This window comes from Nostoc sp. CALU 1950 (genome assembly GCF_051172895.1).
In the GTDB taxonomy this organism is placed as follows: Bacteria; Cyanobacteriota; Cyanobacteriia; order Cyanobacteriales; family Nostocaceae; genus Nostoc; species Nostoc edaphicum_A.
The window spans coordinates 1-19577 of sequence record NZ_JBDNJQ010000060.1; the positions used below are offsets into that span (position 1 = coordinate 1).

The following is a 19577-nucleotide window of genomic DNA, read 5'->3' on the forward strand; positions in this document are numbered from 1 at the left end:
CAAATGCATAAATATTTATGCATTTGAAGCAATTCAATACAACAAACCAACTTTTAACTAAGCAAAGGATTTAATTCCTCATAAAATTGGTTGCTTTGTTTAGAAATAAAGGGAAATTTGGAAATCGAATTTTTATAGTATACCCTAGTGTAAATTGTGATGAAATATATCTAGTGTTTTGAGAATATACATCACCATTTGCAAAATTCAATGTATTATCTGCCATAGTTTGAATGTTATTTTGTTGGAGAAAAAAACTACTTTTCACTGGCATATTTTCATCTGGCATATTTGTAATTTGCCCAGCAACTAGGCTTTCCTGTTCTTTTTCAGACAAATACCTGAACCATTCAGGATTTTGGGATTTGGTATTTTTAGACATAGTTGTATTTGCTCATATAGAGCCTAATTTTTACAGAGATAAAAATTTTAAGTGGTCTCCTTGTTGAGATAGAAAAGTCTCTACAGTCCCTTGTAGTTTCACCTCACCTTTATCTAGTAGTACAATCCAATCAGCGCGATTCATTACGCTGGGACGATGGGTAATCAAAATCGTGGTTTTGCCTTCTCGATATTCCAACAACCGATCTAGCACGTGAGATTCGCTTACCGGATCAAGTCCAGCGGTTGCTTCATCTAAAATCAGTACAGGTGGATTAGTAAGGATGCCTCTAGCGATCGCTAATCGTTGTCTTTGTCCACCAGAGAGATTTGCCCCAAATTCCCCTAAAACAGTTTGATAATTATTAGGAAGTTGACTGATAAAGCCGTCTGCATCAGCAATCTGGCAAGCTTTAACAATTTCTTCAAAGGAAATATAAGGCGTTCCTAAGCGGAAATTATCTAAAATCGAGCGACTCCAAAAGTGAGGTTCTTGGGGTACATAAATTACTTGTTGTCGCAAGCAATCAAGCGAAAGGTCTTGGATATTAAAAAAACCAATGCGGATATTACCAGAGTTCGGTTGATATAAACCTGCGATCAATTTTGCCAAAGTACTTTTACCGCAACCAGACTCACCAATTAAAGCAATCACCTTCCCTCCAGGTAACTTGAGAGAAAAATTTTCTATTAAGTCAACTCTGCCAGCATGGTGAAATTGGAGATGGGAACAACGAATGTCTGCATCATCAGAGATTTGTGCAGTCGGCTTTTGACCAGTCCCGACCACTTCTGGTGTAGCATCGATAACTTCTAGAAGGCGAGAGATTGCTGCTTGAGAGTGAACATATTCATCCATTAATCCAACTAACGAGTTAATTAAAGCTAGAACATTAACCTGTAGGACATTAAAAGCCAGCATTTGACCTATGCTTAATTCCCCCTGAATCACCAGGATGCTTCCTAGTCCAAGTAAAATGATGCCGCCAATGGTGGAAATAAGCCTAGCAACAGTACTGTTGATAATTCCGATTTGGATAGTCCCAAAAGTGAGATTAGCAAGGCGACCAAAACGACTTTGTAATTCATCCCAGAATTGGGGAGCGGCGTTTGTGGTTTTGACTACCTGCGCTCCCTTAAAGGTTTCCACTAAAACACCTTGATTTTCTGACCCTAAGACCAAGAGACTGCGGGTCTTTTGCTGGAGGATGGGTAAGAAAGGCAAGCTAGATATGGTCATTAATAAGACAATGAAGATGACTACTAATGTCAACCGCCAGCTATAAAACAGCATGAAGCTGAACGAAACTACTGCAATGAAAAACTGACTAGGTAAAAGAACTACAATCTGCGATACCAATTGGTTGATTTCGTTGATATCTCGCAGTCGGCTGATAATTTCACCGCTGCGGCGAGATTCGTAGTAATTCAAGGGCAATTGGAGAATTTTTCGTCCAAACTCCAAGACAAGTCCTAATTGTAGCCGTTGACCAAAATGGGCAATCATGATGGATTGCAATACTTGCAGACCACTGCTGAACAAGCTCATGACGATAACGGCTAAAACCACAACATTGAGTAATTGGGTATCGCCGCGCACAAGAACATCATCTGTCAGCAGTTGGATGAGGATTGGGGTACTGAGAGCCATCACACCCAGGACAATATTGATCATCAAAACCTGACTCAGTAATCCCCGATAAGGCAAGATCCGCATTAAAAAGCGCCCTAAGCCACCTTGTGCTTTCTCTTTGGGTTGCTTAAAAAAGCGATCCGGATCTGGCTCTAGTAAGAGCATGACCCCATTCCAAGCTGCTGTTAACTCTTCTTTGGTGATATAACGGATACCCACACCTGGATCGGCAATAACGTATTTTCTCCCCCGCTTGTCATATAAAACAACCCAGTGGTGGCCTTGCCAATGAATAATTGCTGGTAAGTTTAGTTCTGTGATTCTGTCTGCGATCGCAGGTGAAGCTTTAACTGCTCTAGCATTGAAACCCAGATTCTCAGATCCACGTTTTAGACCCAGCAAAGTTGTTCCTAGCTGTCCAGTTCCTACCGCTTCTCGGCTGCGATTGATGCTTAAAAAATGCCCGTAATGTTTGGAAATCGAAGCTAGACAAGCTGCTCCACAGTCTTCTTCACTCAACTGGGAAACACACTGATAATTTTTACGGAATTTAAATAGATCAAACATATTTACCGACCTTTAAAATTGGTACACAAAGTCAGCAGAGCAATTTTGAATTAAAAATCTGTAATTAATCGAGCTTTTCTGAGAATGAAATGAAGTACTGTTTCTTGGCGGGAAATGATATCTGCTCTACCTTCCATCCCCGACTTTAGATGACACTGGCGATCGCCTCTACCCAAATATGGTTTTTGCGGTTGAATAGTTACCTGATAAGCGAGTACCTGCGCCACATTCTGATCTGCGTTGTTTTTTAAAGTTGGTAGAGCATCTGGTGCAACTGTTTCGACGGTTCCTTGGAGAGTGCCATAGTCTGGATAGGGACAAGCGGAAACTTGCATTTGGACTTTTTGACCCGCTTTCACCTTGTCAATATCTTGAGCCTGCACGCGAGTTTTAATTAACAAAGGAGCTTTGAGGGGAGCAATCTGAGCGATCGCTTCACTGGCTTGAACTACCTGTCCTGGGTTGCGAAGATTCAATTGCAGCAGGGTTCCGGCGATTGGCGATCGAATTACACTCTTATTTAGATCGGTTTTTACTTGTTGTAGTTCTTGACCACTGCGATCGAGTTGCTTTTGCAATTCAAGGCGCTGCTGTAAAAGAGTCTCTCTTTCTTTGTTCAAAGCTGCTAAGGTCGCTTCACCTTTTGCTTGTTCCTGCTTAATCCGTTCAGATGCCACTGTTACAACAGCATTACTAGGATTGATAGCGGTTCTAGCCTTTTCTAAGTCCGTTTGTGCAACCTTAAAAGCGTGTTCTTTTTCCTCCATGAGATTTTTAGCGCTAGCTTTAGCTTCTTCTAGCTTCGCTTCAGCAGACTTAACCGCTTGTTCTTTTTCCTCAAACAGATTACGAGGAACTGCTCCTGATGCTACTATCGGCTGCAATCGCTCTCTTTGTAGCCGAGTTAATTTCAAAGCTGCTTCCGCCTCTTGAACCGTTGCTATTAAGACTTTTTCTCGCAGCAATCGCTCTTTTTGCACCTTCGCTAAGGTCAAAGCTGATTCTGCTTTTGTCATATCAGCTGTAGCTTTAATTTGCTGATCTTGATAGTTGCGTTGAATACCACCTAACTCAGCTTGTGCAGCCATAATTGTGCGGTTAATTAAGTTTGTCTGAGCCGCAATTTGGACATTCATTTCACCGAGTTGAGCATCAATTTGATTTAGTTGCAATTGACTCTGTTGAATACTGCTTTCTAATTGACTTTTTTGGGTCTGGAGTTGAGAATCATCAACGTAAGCAATAGCTTGTCCTTTAGTTACCACCTGATTTTCTTGAACATCTATCTTTTGAATGGTTCCATTCATCGCAGACTGAACAATTCGCTGTTCTCCAACAGGTCGAATACTTGCAGGAACTTTAACCGTGACGTTGTAATTCAGAACTGATGTAAGACTCACTCCTGCCACAAAAATAGTTAGCAGAATTCCTCCTCCAAAGTTTGTCCATTTACCGAGATGAGGGAGAAACTCGTTAACTTCAACTAAATGAAGTTGGTCTGGATTAGGTTCATTAAACCTATTCCAAGAAGAGTCCTCCACTGTGCGTAAGGATTTCACGGCATTGCACCTTTTGTTGTGAATGGATACATGAAAAAATCAGGTGATCTAAAAGTCAAGCCTGTTGCGTTGACACAAAGGCATTGATAAATCCCTCTAAATAAGGTGTTTACGGCTTACCTGCTAAAAATACTTTGCTAAAAAGTGAAACGGTAACAGATGCTGCTAACAGTGACAAACATCATGCTTTACAATGTTCTATAATCGAAAAGGGGGGAAGAGAAAGGTATGCGCGACGCGCCAGAATCACCTTCCTCAAATTTCTAACGTGTGCAACGCGTTAAAAAAATGTAGGAGAACGCTCAAACTCCCTCAAAGTCCTCACTTACGTTGAGCGAGTCATAATAGTCTCCTTCATCCCCCTTTTATTCCCAAAAATGCGACAATTTGGTGTGGCATTATTGTTAGCCTCACTAGTATAATCCTAATGAAAAATCACCATTACAGAGATTGATTGGTGGATGTAGTTTTGCGGAAAGTCTTGATTTTAGATATTTGGGTTATATAGACAGCACATCTGTAGACAGGATATTTTCAAAATCTGCGATCGCTTCTACAAATCAATGAGAAGAAACCTTGAGTGGCGAAATTGTTCAACACCACCTAGATAGCACAGTCAACTTCGCTATCTGACTAAACAAATCGCCATTCTTAACTATTTGAAAACCCATACTCACCATTTTCTGCTTAAATTTGTGAAGCGCTCTGATGTGACAACTTTTGCAGGTAACTTGTGGAAATAGTTAAAGGAAAGAGACGGCGAGTAAACCTGTAATTTCCGTGGAAACAGATCCACCCAAATCGATGTCATTATTTGATATGACATCATTGGTTAGCCTCACTTACGTACCTCTTTTATAAAAGATTCCAGAGCCTAACTCGCTGATGGAGTTTTCCTTAAGGTATTTAGCTAAATCATTAGATTGTACAAAAAGGAAAATTACAGGAAAGCTCTGGAATCTAGGGCTGGTTCAAGCACCCAAGGAGAGAAAGCCTTGAGCAACCATATTACTCAGCACTATCACGATAGCGGAGTTTGCGGTATTGTTTTGGAAATTGAATAAGGTGACTCTTGCAATATCAGCTATTTTGTTCAAAATTGCACATTTTAGGTAGGGGAGTAGGAACCCAGAACGAGTCTGATAAAAAACTTGATTTATTCTTCACTTTTGACTGTTTGAGAACCCACTTACTATTCACTACCTAAATTTGTGAAGTGCTTTGGTGTGACAGCTGATTCTTTCAAGCCATCTATGCCTACTCAATTTCAACTTCAATATCGTCAAGACCGTTCTCAACACCGTTGGCTTGATCACCATCACCACCAACTGGTGACGCACCCAAGGCTCCAATTCCTGTAGGAATATTTCCACCCAAGCCCAAGAAGTCTTGTGCAGCAGTATTGACGGTATTACTAATGCCTGCGGAAGTGGCCTTGCTACCGTGGGGGCCGGAACTGGTTTTTCCAAATAAAATATTCCGTCTGTTACCGAAATTGCTACCGCTCAACTCAAAGTCGGCACCACCGACTAGCATCTGTTGTTGCTGATCAGATAACTCGTTAAGCAACTCAGATGTAATTATTTGATGTGACATGATTGTTAGCCTCACTTACGAAATTAGGTGTGTGTCCACCTAAGACCCAACTATAGGCATTGTTTGTCAGGATTTCATAAACCTGGAGACATAAAACAAAATTGCATTTTTGTTTCTCAAGATAGATATAAAATCCTGTATTTGTTTTAGATATATCAATGCGCTAGAGCAGGTATGGTCAATATTTGGTGTTTTTGAAGGTATTTACAGTAAATGAACATATTTTGGATACCTACAACCACAAGCTTTACATTATGGTTATGGTTAAAAAGTAAGCAAGGGCTGCACTACCTAAAGGAACTGTTAAATTGTCAATACCCAAAAATGAAACAGCTTCTAAAGCTGTAGCTATAACTGCTACTAAAAGTGATACTGCCCAAGCTTGCCAACTGTTTCCTTGAGTTCCAACTAAAATCAAACTACTGACAAGATAGCTAACCAGCATCATAGTCAGAGAGCCTTCCCAACTTTTTTCTGTCCCAAAAACTTTATACTTATGTTGACCAAAGCGTTGCCCAATTAAGGCTGCTAGTCCATCTCCCCAAGTCATAATCAAAATTCCTAGTGCTGCGTACTGGGGTTGTTGCAAGTACCAGAACCAGGCAACTAAAATACCGAAACTGACAGAGTAAAAGAATGTCCCTAAACTTTGGCGTCCAACGCTATTAATACCAGGAAGAATGGGCAATCGATAGGATAATAAGGTGATTGCACTCGCTAAAATAGAAGCTGTAATCCCGACGCTAGCGGGAATATCGAGCCACCAAGCGATTAAAATCACATTACCAGTGCCAATATGAACTATCTTCCGCACGATTTCTGGCTTGTCGGCAAAGCGGTTTACCACCCATGCAATCAGGAGAATGAGTAACACCCAAATTGCAGCGATGCCTTCGGCGGGCACAGCCAACGCAATTTGCAGCCATAAAACCGGAATTGAGGTGAATTCAGAAAATGTGATTAACAAAGATGCGACAAGATGAAAATTTTTACCTCTATAACTAATTTATAAGATTTAGGTAACTGTAATGAAACTATTATTAATTTGGCCGATTCGGGGCTACCGAATGTTTATCTCGCCATTGTTTCCTCCGAGTTGTCGCTTTCAACCAACTTGTTCGATGTATGCTATTGAAGCTATTGAACGATTTGGAGTATTGCGTGGTAGCTGGATGGCAACCCTGCGGATTTTGCGCTGTCATCCGTTTCATCCAGGTGGTTACGACCCCGTGCCAGAGGTGGTGGTGGAGCAGAGGGGCAGAGGAGCAGAGGAGCAGAGGGGCGGGGAAGAATAATTAATAAGCAATTTCTAATGCCTGATGCTCAAGTTAAAGGAAGTGTCGCTGGGTATAGCTATTTGGGGAGATGTCAACAGATGAGGTTGTCATCTACCTTGGGAAGGTTGAATAATTTAATTTAGACTTCTCATGATTAATCCCACTGCAATTTCTATACCAGAACCACAAATTCCTACTCCTGGTCCAAACCCGCTACCTAGTCCCAATCCTGAGCCGAATCCGCTACCGAGTCCCGAACCTGTACCAGGGCCAGCTATACCCCAACCATTACCGGGGCCTGTACCAGAACCAATACCTGCTCCCATTCCTCAAACAGTTCCAGCACCAATTCCCCAAACCATACCGGAACCTGTTTAGATTAACTTGGTAATGTAATCCAAAATCTCAAATCTAAAATCCAAAATGCTAAGAGCCGGAATTGTCGGACTTCCCAACGTCGGAAAATCTACTTTATTTAATGCTGTAGTTGCTAATGCCAAGGCAGAAGCAGCTAACTTCCCTTTTTGCACGATTGAACCGAATGTCGGCGTTGTCGCAGTACCGGATGAACGGTTAAATGTTCTTGCTAAGATTGCCAGTTCGGTACAAACTATCCCGGCGCGGGTTGAATTTGTAGATATTGCCGGTTTAGTTAAAGGTGCAAGTCAGGGTGAGGGACTAGGGAATCAATTCCTTTCCCACATTCGGGAAGTTGATGCGATCGTCCATGTGGTACGTTGTTTTGAGAATGACGATATTATCCACGTTGCTGGTTCTGTTGACCCAGCACGAGATATTGAAATCATTAATATAGAACTGGGTTTATCAGATTTAGCACAAATTGAGCGACGAATTGACCGCACTCGTAAACTAGCTCGTACCAGCAAAGATGCACAGTTTGAAATCACAGTATTAGAAAAATTAGCTGCGGCTTTAAATGAAGGTAAATCGGTGCGTCAGGTGAGCTTGAATGAAGAAGAAACAGAAATTATTAAAGGATTAGAACTGCTCACTTATAAGCCGATTATCTACGCGGCCAATGTATCTGAAGATGAGTTGGCAACTGGTAATCATTTTGTAGAAACAGTACGGCAAATTGCATCGACAGAAAATGCCCAAGTTGTGATAGTTTCTGCCCAAGTTGAAGCGGAGTTAGTAGAGTTACCAGAGGAAGATAAAGCTGATTTTCTTGCGTCTTTAGGTGTGGAAGAAGGCGGTTTGAAATCATTGATTCGGGCAACTTATACACTTTTGGGTTTGCGGACATATTTCACTTGTGGCCCCAAAGAAACCCGTGCTTGGACAATTAATGCTGGAATGTCTGCGCCTCAAGCTGCTGGTGTAATCCACAGTGATTTTGAGCGGGGATTTATCCGCGCCGAAACTGTTGCTTATAAAGATTTGGTAACAACTGGTTCGATGAATGCTGCAAAGGAGAAAGGGTTGGTTCGCAGTGAAGGGAAAGAGTATGTTGTGCAGGAAGGGGATGTAATGTTGTTCCGATTTAATGTGTAGGGGTAATTAATCAGTGACCGTTATCAATCAGATAATGGTCAACCCACACCAAGTTGCGTAGACTTTGCCCAACCTAGGCATCGCACTTGTAAATCTTGACAAAATATTCGATATATGTATGGTAACTTGCTAGCGATCGCAAATAAACCAGCAATCCTCAAAATCTAGTAGCTACTTCCACCCAAAACGTATACATAGGAACCCAAATTCTCATCATCTGTACCAACAATCACACCGCCTTTTGCACCAGGAACAAGTTCTATACCTTCAATTTTGTGGTAGTCAGAGCGGTAGAGGGGAACAAGTTGAGAACTTTGTCGCCATGCAATTTTGTTCCCATCCAATCCTAAATAACCAGCGACATACACAGCTGACTGAAATGGGCCATCATCTCCGGCATCACTTGCTGAGGTGATGTACACAATTCCTACGGGATCTATCTTAATATCTGAAATATGACGAACATTGCCAGATGGAAACGGTACTTTCAGATTGGCAGAACCTGCAAGAGTAATTTGATATTTAGCTAAGTCCAAAAATCCCCAAAAAATAGTTGCTGGTTGTTCTCCTTCACCTCGATGTCCCCAAATAGCAACTAATTTGCCGTCTATATTTTGTAATCCAAATGCTTCAAAATTATTTCCTGAAATAATTCCTGGAAGATTGAATTCCTTGAGAACTGAAATGGTCTTATTGGCAGGCTCTAACTTGATGTAATAAGCTTTTCCAGAACTACTTATAGCGAGAAAAGAAGATTTTGTTTTGTCTGGAACAGATGTTAAAGCTTCTAAATCTATGGGCAACTCTGTATTATTTGGCCAGTTCAAGGGGAAATATTCAGGTTGGTTTTTATCCTTAATGCTGATGATTGCTACACGACCTTGATTTTTTTGTTTGTTGTCATGGACAATCAGAAAATCGAGCGTATTGCTTTGCTGCTCTATCAAAGCCATACCACTGATGCCGAAAGGGATACCACCGCGAACCGGACGCCAATCTTGCGCCCCAACTTGCTGGGATATGAGTAACAATGCACTCAAGATTACTATATTTATAATTAACCTAAGAAATCGAGGCATATTGATTTAGCGAAGCTCTGAGTATCGGTAAGAGATGTGTGTTAGCCGATGCTCAATCATATCAAATCCAGGCGATCGCACCATTCAATAAAGCAGCTTTTTTGTACTCACAGCTATGGAGTCATTTAAGTAATTATACTAATGCCGGATTAAGATACAGATAATAAGTCCCGCCTTGGCAAGGCTACGGTATATAGGACTCCTATTTGATTTTTGAAAAAAATCAGTACAACTTGAAGAGGCTTGTTTCCTGTTGCCTATTGCCTATTGCCTATTGCCTACCTACGCAAATAATTTCAGAAATCAAAGCGGATTCCATAGACTTAAGATAGTACTTTCTGTAAAGAAAGCAATAATTCGTTGACAGTATAAGGCTTCGACAAAAACGTATTAATACCAATGGCAGCTGCTGCACTGAGCTTATTGTCAGACATAAGTCCACTACTGGCAATAATTCTGACTTGGGGATTGATTTTTTGCAGGGTACGGATGGCAGTCAAACCATCCAACGAAGGCAGCATCATATCCATCAGTACGACACTAATTTTGTCTCTATTTTTAGCGTATAACGCGATCGCCTCAATGCCATCACTGGCAATTAGGGTTTTGTAGTTGTGAGTTTCCAATGATGTTTTCGTTATCTCTTGAATGGCAACTTCATCATCCACAACCAAAATCAATTCTCCATGTCCTATCTGTGGTGGCAAATTTTCGGGGCTGAGTGTTTCCATTCCCCCCACTGCTGGCAAGTAAACCTTAAAGCTAGTGCCACTTCCAGGTTCGCTATACACGTTTACAAAACCTCCGTGGCTTTTAATAATACCCAGAACTGTGGAAAGTCCTAAACCAGTGCCTTGTCCCACATCTTTTGTGGTAAAGAATGGCTCAAAAATTCTATCTAATATTTCTCTAGGAATCCCAACTCCAGTATCGGAGACAGTAATCACTATGTAAGGCCCCTCTTTGGCTTCCAGGTTCATCCGGGCATAATTTTCGTCAATCAACAGATTTTCGGCAGAGATACTCAAAGTACCACCATTGGCCATGGCATCGCGGGCGTTAACGCAGAGGTTCATCAGTACTTGATGCAGTTGGGTGCTATCTCCAGAAACCATCCACAAATCCTGTGGTACATCAGTGCTGATTTCTATAGATTTAGGAAATGTCTCTTTAAGAATCTTGCCAACTTCCACAATTATATGTTTGAGTTGCAAAGTGATGCGCTTCCCTTCTACACCTCGTGCAAAGGATAGCACCTGTTTGACTAAATCAGCACCGCGTCTAGCGTTGATTTCCAGAATTTCCAGTAGATGACGAGTCCGCTCGTCTGCATCGGGAAATTTCAGCGGTAGCAGTTGCGCTCCTGCTAAAATCGGTGTCAGGATATTATTGAGGTCATGAGCAATACCACTAGCTAAAGTGCCAATACTTTCCAGGCGTTGAGCGCGAAACAATTGGGCTTCTAAATGTTTTTTCTCGGTAATATCTGTGTCAACGGTAAGAATTGATTTAGGTTTGCCCTGTTCATCGCATACTAGACTCCAGCGACTAGCAACGAGAATTTCCTTGTCCATTTTAGTCAGTTTAGTTAACTCACCCTGCCACTTACCTTTACTAAGAGTTTGCAACAGAGCAGCTTCGATTTCTGGTGAAGGTTCGTCATACAAAAGCTCACTAGCATTTTTGCCCCAAGTCTCTGTCGCTTTCCAGCCGTAAAGTGTTTCTGCACCTTGGTTCCAGAAAATAATTTGATTGTTTAAATCTCGGACGCAAATGGCATCTGTGGTGACATCTAGTAATGCTGCTTGTTCGCGGATTTTTTCTTCTGCCAATTTGCGATCGCGCAGTGCGGCTTGCCGTTCGCTAATATCGATACTGGCGCATGTCACGCCGACAACTTCTTGCGCCTCATTTCGCAATGGCTCGACAGTTAAATCGTAATATCGAGTTGTGTCCTTGATGGTTATTGACACTTCCTCTCGCGTTCCTATCCCCGTGGTTAGCACCCCACGTTTAATTGTGATGAGACGTTGAGCATCTTCTACTGGGATGATATCTAAGTCTTGTTTGCCCAATATTTCTTCAACAGTCACTCCAGATGGGGGATTGTAAACCCAGGTATAGCGTAACTCTTGATCTTGGTTGTAGACAAAGATTGGAGAGTTTTTCAGGGCAACCCGAAATCGCTCCTCACTATGGCGCAGCGCGTCGTCTGCCCGTTGACGCTCAATGGCATAACGCATAGAACGCACCAGCAAGTCGCCAGTTACTTGCCCTTTTACCAAATAATCCTGTGCTCCTTGCTGCATTGCCCTAGTTGCTAGGGTTTCATCATCTATACCTGTCAGCACAATTATTGGAGTAGCTTTTGCCTGAAGGTGAGCCATGACAAAGGTTTCCAATCCCTGGCTATCTGGCAGCGAGAGGTCTAACAGAATTACATCAAAAACTTCCTTTGCTAGGTAGTTGAGGGCTTCGGAAAGCCGCTCAACAGGCATCAACTCAACTACAACTGTGCTAACTTCCTTTAACAACTCCTGTAATAAAAAGACATCACCAGGGTTATCTTCTACTAACAAAACTTTAATATTTTTACCTGCCATTTCCACTACTCCGGTGGCAGTTTTACGATCGCAAACCAAAAATTTTCTATTGATTGTACAATTTTAACGAATTGATCGAAATCTACTGGCTTAGTTATATAACAGTTGGCAGAAAGATTATAGGCTTTGAGGATATCTTCTTCAGCTTGAGAAGTGGTCAGGACGACTACAGGAATTCGTTTGAGGTTTTCATCTCCTTTAATTTCTGCCAGTACCTCCCGCCCATCTTTTCTAGGGAGGTTTAAATCCAGCAGTATAATATCTGGATGGGCTGCCTTAGCATATTTATCCTGTTTTCGCAAAAATGCCATTGCCTCTACACCATCTTCGACCACATTTAAGTGAATCGAGATTTTGCTATCTTCCAGGGCGATGCGTGTGAGTTGGGCATCGCCAGGATTATCCTCTACCAACAAAACCTCAATAGGCATAATCGCTGTTATGGTTCTCACCATTGCTTACCTGCTATATCTGGAATTGTGAAGTAGAAAGTCGAGCCTTGACCCGGTTTCGACTCAACCCAGATCCGGCCGCCGTGGCGTTCTATAATTTTCTTACAAATTGCCAGACCAATTCCAGTACCGGGATACTTGTCTCTACCGTGCAAGCGCTGAAAAATTATAAAAATACGTTCAGCATACTGGGATTCCAAACCAATTCCATTATCGCGCACTGAGAACAAATATTCGTTTTGAGTGGGCATTGGGCATTGGGCATTGGGCATTGGTTCTTCTTCCTCCCCCTGCTCCCCCTGCCTCCCCTGCTCCCCTGCTCCCCTGCCCCCCTGCTCCCTCTGCCTCCCCTGCTCCCCTGCCTCCTCTGCTCCCTTCACTACTCCAATATGAATTTGTGGCTGCTGATTTTGGCAAAATTTGATCGCGTTGGCGATGAGGTTTTGAAATACTTGTGTCAATTGGGTAGGATCAGCCATCACTTGAGGTAGAGTATCATAAGTGACAATTGCTCTACTATCTGCGATCGCAATTTGAAGATTAGCGATCGCCTGCTCTAAAACAACACTACAATCAACTGGCATAAAGGGCTGTCCACGGGTGCTGACGCGAGAATAGTTCAACAAATCGTTGATTAAGGTCTGCATCCGGCGGGCCCCATCTACTGCATAGTTGATAAACTGATCGGCATTGGCATCTAGCTGATTTTTGTATCTTCGCTCTAATAGTTGTAAATAACTAGTTACCATCCGCAACGGTTCTTGCAAATCATGGGAAGCGATATATGCAAACTGTTCTAATTCTGCATTGGAACGTGCAAGTTCTTGACTTTGCTGGGTTTCTTTTTCTAAGAGTTGCGCTTGAGATAAAGCAATCCCTATTTGGTTAGCTAATTGCTGTAACAACTCCATCTCAAAGTTATTCCACTGTCGAGGTGCGGCACACTGATGAGCCAGCAACAAGCCCCAAATGCCATCCCTGACAAGAATCGGCACTACCAGGTTAGCCCTGACAGCAAACTGCTGAAGAAATTCTCGATGGCATGGTTGAATATGAGCAGCTTCAATGTCTTCAATAGCACTTACTCTTCCCTGGCGATATCTTTCCAGGTATTCTTCTTTAAAGCATGGATCAAAAATATTTTCTCCTAGAATTACCGGCCAACCAGGTAGCACTGCCTCTTGTACAACTGTTCCTGAACCATCTGGCCAGAGTTGAAAAATCAAAACTCGGTCAGCTTGGAGTAATTTTTGTACCTCTGTTACCGTAGTTTGGAGAATTTCGTCTATTTGTAAAGATTCTCGAATTTTCAGGGTGATTTCGGCAAATAATTGCGATCGCAGATTTTGTCGCTTTAATTCTTCATCTGCCTGCTTGCGATCTGTGATATCTGTATAAGAACCCACCATCCGTACAATATCACCCAATGCGTCCCAAAGTGCCTGTCCTCGATCTAGAATCCATTTATAGCTGCCGTCTTGGCACTGGACTCGATATTCACAGACGTAAAACGGTGTTTTCTTGGCAAAGTGGTCTTGGAAAGCTTGAAGTACCCAATCTCGCTCATCGGGATGGATTCGTTTTGTCCATTCATCCCAACGGTGGGAAACTTCGTGGTCTTTATAGCCGAGCATTTCCTTCCATCGAGTTGAGAAGAACACTTCATTAGTCTTGAGGTTCCAATCCCAAATACCATCATTATTACCATGTAATGCTAATTGCCAACGTTGTTCACTTTCCCTTAGTGCTTCTGCTGTTCGCCGTCGTTCAGTAATGTCTTGGAAATAAACAGACAAGCCGTCTTTTGCCGGATAGGCGTGGACTTGAAGCCAGCAGTTTAGTAGCGGATCAAACTCCTCAAATTCTACGCTAACCTGTTCTAAGATTGCCCTGTGATACTCACGATAGAATGTTGTGTCGGTAATTTCTGGAAACGCCTCCCAGATGTTTTTACCCAAAAGCTCATTCTGGGTTTTTTGTAACAGCCGTTCTGCTTGACCATTAATATAAGTAAATCGCCACTTTTTATCCAAGGCAAAAAAACCATCAGTGATGCTTTCTAGAAGATTGGTGATCCGAGTTCTAGCGGCTTCAGATTGGGCGCGGGCTGCTTGCTCATGTGCCATCAGTTTCTCAGTAATTTGAGATACTTCAGTTACATAACGTCTGAGTTCTAATTGGTCGATTACCAAGCGACTTAAACCTACAAACGCCTCCACTTGTTTTTGGCTTAGTTGCCGTGGAACTTGGTCAATTACACACAGAGTTCCCAGCATATCTCCCTTCGGAGTAATTAATGGTACACCTGCATAAAACCGTATATATGGGTAGCCAGTCACTACTGGATTATTTGCCAACTTTTCATCAGCTAGCGTATCAGGAACCACAACAACATTACGCTGCTCTTGGCAAAGATAAGACAACCCAACACTCCGGGGCATTTCTGATACATTTAAACCTACTTTTGCCTTAAACCACTGACGATTTTCATCAATGAAATTTACCAAAGAGATGGGAGTGCCACAAATAAATGCCGCTAACTGAGCAAGATTGTCATAAGCTTCTTCGGGTTCGGTGTCAAGAATTTGATACTTGCGGAGAGCTTCTAACCTCACAGCTTCTGTATCAATGTGTCCAGCTTTCATTAACTTTTCTTAATAAATTTTAATTTTATATTCATTCAGCAGCTTGGCTACTGTATGAATAGCTTAACGTCGTGTACAACCTTTACTCTAACTTAGCTATCTGCCTCCCTTGCTTATCAGGGAAGAACCAAAATTTAAAGCCTTTTTCTTTATTGTGGGTTTTGAGACGCGATAAATTGCCGTCTCTACAACTGTTTTGGTCTTATCTGAACTGTATTGACTTATAACCTCCCAATGGACATTCCTAATCGGACGACTGGAAACGAGGTAAAAAAGATTTCGTGAAGTGATATTTAACCAAAGATCAAAAACCCGGTTTCTATAAGAAACCGGGTTTATTATGGTAATATAGTACAGAATTCTGAAAATACTGCTCCTCAACTACACTTAAGGAGCTGTATTATCTCTCCAATTTGTTACCTCTCAATTGCTACCTTATTCTCCATAAACACTAGATATGGATGAAGGGAAGTAAGTTAGAGAGTTAATTAGGGAATTACCAAATACTTTGATGGAAATGCCTAGGGTGTTGATGTCACAGTTGTTTTGTCTCAACTGCTGCAACACTTTCTCGAATAATACTCAAGAGAAGATTGAAAATCGACGCAAGGTGTGAAAGCATCTAAACTAAAAGCCGATTGCTTATTACACTATCGTGATTTTCTGTGAGGTAACAATCAATCTACTCTAAACCGCCACCAGCATTAGCTGCTCTGATTAGGGTTGCTAGATCTACAACGTCTGCAGCACCAATGGCATCAATTTGCGCTGCAATAGCTCCTTCAATTGTGGTAGGAGGTGTGGATGAAGCTGCTACAGCAGTTGGGGTTACTGTGAGGCCTGTGACAGTTTCTAAGTTTGTACCTGGATCAGTACTACCATCAATGACAACGGCAACGTCGCTAAAGTCTGTACCTAGAGCTGCAACCACTTCAGCACTGACGCTGATAGAAGAACCTGATGGTCTAACTATTGTAACCGCACCACGAGCAGCAGCTTGATTTGCGCTTGCAGGTGCAGCGAATAAATTACCAACACCAACCAAACCTAATACGCAAACGCTGCCTTTGATAATTTTAGATAGTTTCATGATTCACAAGCTCCTTGTGTTTTCATCTTTGCGTTTTCAATATAACCTTGAGTTCGGAGGAATATTTCAGTAATAACACTGAAAATATTCAAAATATCAGAGGTGATAAATTAAAAAATCTAATAGAAGAAATTGTTAGTATAGACCTGAGCAATAGCAGTCAAATACATATAAAAATATAGATTCTGTAAGGCTTGTATTTACTTAATACCGTGATAAAAATTGTGGCAATGCTTACCAAGTTTGGATTTTCGACAATCAAATCCCAAAAGTACTAGAAGTAAGGCTTTAGACTGCTTCCAGCATCATAATTCTCTGTAAACTCAGCTTAATAATTAGTGACACATTTTGAGCAATACCCATGTCGTATCTTTGCCAAATCTTAAGTGCATCTTCATGGGTAATATGCTGTGGGCAACGATTTGAAGCTCCAGACTGATTGCGATTCTCGTATGGATGCACAATATTTTGTAAAGGTGCACAACTGTAAGCCCTTACCATATTCCACACAATTGAAACCGGCTATAAAATCTAGTTATAGGTTGGGTAGAGTGATTCTCTGAAATAAAGGGCTATGCGATCGTACAAAGCACCCACCAGAAGCGATCTGATGGCAAACCCCCAAAATTTCTTGGTAATGTTGGCTTTCGTGCCTACACAAGGTTTTTTAGTCTTTAACTGAAATTATTTAAATAGAAATAGATTTTTGATTTAAAGATTATATCTGTCTTGTACCAGTAGCGAGGTAGAGAATCAATATAGCCAAAAATTGCCTCAGCGTTCTGCTCAAGCACCATTTAACTTACTATGTTTATTGTCCCCCAGTTCAATGGGCTACATCTGCCTACGCTTAGGTCATTATGGCAAAATCTAAGAAAAGCTCTACCCCCATCAATCTCAGCGATCCACAATATTATCTTAACCGAGAGTTAAGCTGGCTAGAATTTAATGGCAGGGTATTACATGAAGCCTGTGACGATCGCACCCCACTTCTAGAACGCCTCAAGTTTTTGGGAATATTCAACTCTAATTTAGATGAGTTTTTCATGGTGCGCGTTGCTGGTTTAAAGCAACAAGTAGAAGCGAAAGTCAGCCTGTTAACTCCCGATGGTCGGACACCACAACAACAGTTAGACGATATTAGGTCTACCCTCATTCCCCATGTCAAGAAAGAGCATCAACATTTTGAAGAAGTACTTCGTCCGCTACTAGCAAATCATGGTATCCATATCCTGAATTACATAGATTTGAATCAAAAACAGCGGACTCATCTCGACAATTATTTTGAGGAACAAGTTTTTCCAGTTTTGACTCCTCTGGCTGTTGATCCCAGCCATCCCTTTCCTTTTATTTCTAATCTCAGTCTGAATCTGGCTGTTGTGGTCAAAAACCCAGAAACTGAAGAAGAATTCTTTGCCAGAGTCAAAGTCCCCAGCGTTCTACCACGATTTTTACCCATACCGCCTGAGTTGGGAGATCAGAATAGTGACAAACCTGCCCACTGGACTGGAGTACCTTTAGAACAGGCGATCGCTCATAACTTAGAATCTCTATTTCCAGGGATGAATATTCAAGAATATCATCCGTTCCGGATTACCCGTGATGCCGATTTGGTTTTAGAAGAAGATGAAGCAGATGATTTATTGTTAGCGATCGAACAGGAATTACGAAAACGGCGACTAGGTGGGAGTCCAGTCCGGCTAGAAATTCAATCCCAGACTCCTGACATAGTGCGATCGCGATTATTGCAAGATTTGGAATTAACAGAAAGCGATCTCTACGAAGTAGACGGACTTTTGGGACTGCGGGATTTGATGTATTTTATGTCCTTGCCATTGCCAGAACTCAAAGATCCACCACGTCAATCTGTTGTACCAATACGCCTGCAAAGGCTGAGAGAACCGAGTTTAGATCCAGATGTCCTGGAAACGGACGAAGGAAAAGACTTTTTTGCTGTGATTCGGGAAAAGGATTTACTAGTACACCATCCTTATCAATCCTTTTCAGAAACAGTCGTGCGCTTTATTACCCATGCCGCCTACGATTCAAATGTGTTAGCCATCAAGATGACCCTTTACCGGACTTCTGGCGACTCACCCATTGTCAATGCCTTAATTGCCGCTGCCGAAAATGGCAAGCAGGTATCTGTGCTAGTGGAATTAAAGGCGCGATTTGATGAAGAGAATAATATTTACTGGGCAAGACGACTAGAAAGAGTTGGAGTTCATGTAGTCTATGGTTTAGTGGGGCTGAAAACCCATAGTAAAACCGTCATGGTAGTACGGCGCGAAAAAGACCGGATACGTCGCTACGTGCATATTGGGACTGGTAACTATAACCCCAAAACCGCACGACTGTATACAGATTTGGGATTGTTTAGTTGCCGTGAAGAATTGGGTGCTGACATCACAGATTTATTTAATTTCTTGACAGGCTACTCTTTGCAAAAATCTTATCGAGAGTTGCTGGTTGCGCCTGTGAATATGCGCGATCGCTTTTTGTCACTAATTCACCGCGAAATCGAAAATGTTCAAAACGGTTTTTCTGGGCGCATTGTTGCCAAAATGAATTCCCTAGTCGATCCACAAATTATCGCCACACTATATGAAGCTTCCCGCGCCGGAGTGCAAATTGACTTAATTATTAGGGGTGTTTGCTGTTTGCGCCCAGGACTCAAAGACATTAGTGAAAATATTCGCATAATCAGCATTGTCGGTCGCTTTTTAGAACACTCTCGGATTTATTATTTTCATAACAATACACAGGAGGAAATCTATATTGGCAGTGCCGACTGGATGCGCCGCAACCTAGATCGCCGAGTCGAAGTAATTACCCCAGTCAAAGACCCAGATATTGCTAAAGATTTGCAAGAAATTATGGGAATTATGCTCGCAGATAATCGCCAAGCTTGGGAATTACAAGCCGATGGCACTTATATTCAACGTCGTCCCTATGATGATTCTCCAGAAGCAAATTCCCAAAAAATTCTTATGAACATGGCATTACGCTCAACTGGTGTAGCCTCAAACCTGATTGATTAAAAAATAAGTTCTTATACCTTGACAACTAGCTCAACTTAGTTTTTTTTTAGAAAAATTTAATTTTCTGAGCAGTTGTCTAAGTTGTTTTTCATGGGTTCACACAAGTTATTCAACCATAGGATAGAGTCAGGGCTGGCAC

Annotated in this window: 14 protein-coding genes; 4 read left to right on the forward strand and 10 right to left on the reverse strand. The window is 41.8% G+C overall.

Annotated features, from left to right (window positions below; genetic code table 11):
* Window positions 1-70: 70 nt before the first annotated feature.
* The 5 genes from ABF638_RS17490 to ABF638_RS17510 all read right to left on the reverse strand — a co-directional run bounded on the left by ABF638_RS17490 (window position 71) and on the right by ABF638_RS17510 (window position 6703).
* Window positions 71-382 carry a hypothetical protein gene (locus ABF638_RS17490; protein ID WP_435024172.1) on the reverse strand — a complete coding sequence of 104 codons (312 nt, stop codon included), beginning with the start codon at window positions 380-382 and terminating at the stop codon, window positions 71-73.
* A gap of 30 nt (window positions 383-412) precedes the next feature.
* Window positions 413-2581 carry a peptidase domain-containing ABC transporter gene (locus ABF638_RS17495; RefSeq protein ID WP_435024173.1) on the reverse strand — a complete coding sequence of 723 codons (2169 nt, stop codon included), beginning with the start codon at window positions 2579-2581 and terminating at the stop codon, window positions 413-415.
* 50 nt (window positions 2582-2631) lie between these two features.
* Window positions 2632-4140: an HlyD family secretion protein gene (locus ABF638_RS17500; protein WP_435024174.1), complete on the reverse strand. Its 1509-nt coding sequence runs from the start codon at window positions 4138-4140 to the stop codon at window positions 2632-2634.
* A gap of 1257 nt (window positions 4141-5397) precedes the next feature.
* Window positions 5398-5736 carry a CTB family bacteriocin gene (locus ABF638_RS17505; protein WP_435024175.1) on the reverse strand — a complete coding sequence of 113 codons (339 nt, stop codon included), beginning with the start codon at window positions 5734-5736 and terminating at the stop codon, window positions 5398-5400.
* A gap of 247 nt (window positions 5737-5983) precedes the next feature.
* On the reverse strand, window positions 5984-6703 hold the full coding sequence (locus ABF638_RS17510; protein ID WP_435024176.1) for a diacylglycerol/polyprenol kinase family protein: 720 nt from the start codon (window positions 6701-6703) through the stop codon (window positions 5984-5986).
* A gap of 61 nt (window positions 6704-6764) precedes the next feature.
* Between ABF638_RS17510 and yidD the strand changes: the two genes are divergently transcribed.
* From yidD to ychF, 3 genes are all read left to right on the forward strand, one after another.
* Window positions 6765-7031, forward strand: a complete 267-nt coding sequence (gene yidD, locus ABF638_RS17515; protein WP_435024178.1) for a membrane protein insertion efficiency factor YidD — start codon at window positions 6765-6767, stop codon at window positions 7029-7031.
* A 132-nt stretch (window positions 7032-7163) separates the two neighbouring features.
* Window positions 7164-7391, forward strand: a complete 228-nt coding sequence (locus tag ABF638_RS17520) for a hypothetical protein (protein ID WP_435024180.1) — start codon at window positions 7164-7166, stop codon at window positions 7389-7391.
* A gap of 45 nt (window positions 7392-7436) precedes the next feature.
* Window positions 7437-8528, forward strand: coding sequence for a redox-regulated ATPase YchF (gene ychF, locus ABF638_RS17525; protein WP_181927819.1), 1092 nt, complete (start codon window positions 7437-7439; stop codon window positions 8526-8528).
* Between the two features lie 164 nt (window positions 8529-8692).
* Here the strand turns inward: ychF and ABF638_RS17530 are convergent, their stop codons facing one another.
* From ABF638_RS17530 to ABF638_RS17550, 5 genes are all read right to left on the reverse strand, one after another.
* The gene (locus ABF638_RS17530) at window positions 8693-9607 is read right to left on the reverse strand and encodes a hypothetical protein (protein WP_435024182.1); all 915 of its coding nucleotides are present in this window, start codon (window positions 9605-9607) and stop codon (window positions 8693-8695) included.
* Between the two features lie 323 nt (window positions 9608-9930).
* The gene (locus ABF638_RS17535; protein ID WP_435024184.1) at window positions 9931-12210 is read right to left on the reverse strand and encodes a hybrid sensor histidine kinase/response regulator; all 2280 of its coding nucleotides are present in this window, start codon (window positions 12208-12210) and stop codon (window positions 9931-9933) included.
* A gap of 5 nt (window positions 12211-12215) precedes the next feature.
* The gene (locus ABF638_RS17540; RefSeq protein ID WP_420832736.1) at window positions 12216-12665 is read right to left on the reverse strand and encodes a response regulator; all 450 of its coding nucleotides are present in this window, start codon (window positions 12663-12665) and stop codon (window positions 12216-12218) included.
* Window positions 12659-15307: a GAF domain-containing protein gene (locus tag ABF638_RS17545; RefSeq protein ID WP_435024186.1), complete on the reverse strand. Its 2649-nt coding sequence runs from the start codon at window positions 15305-15307 to the stop codon at window positions 12659-12661. The genes ABF638_RS17540 and ABF638_RS17545 overlap by 7 nt, the downstream gene beginning before the upstream one ends.
* A gap of 682 nt (window positions 15308-15989) precedes the next feature.
* On the reverse strand, window positions 15990-16397 hold the full coding sequence (locus ABF638_RS17550) for a hypothetical protein (RefSeq protein ID WP_435024187.1): 408 nt from the start codon (window positions 16395-16397) through the stop codon (window positions 15990-15992).
* An 860-nt stretch (window positions 16398-17257) separates the two neighbouring features.
* On the opposite strand from ABF638_RS17550, the gene ppk1 reads away from it, so the two are divergent.
* Entirely contained in the window at window positions 17258-19438 is a 2181-nt protein-coding gene (ppk1, locus tag ABF638_RS17555) for a polyphosphate kinase 1 (RefSeq protein WP_435024188.1), read from the forward strand.
* The last annotated feature ends 139 nt before the right edge of the window (window positions 19439-19577 follow it).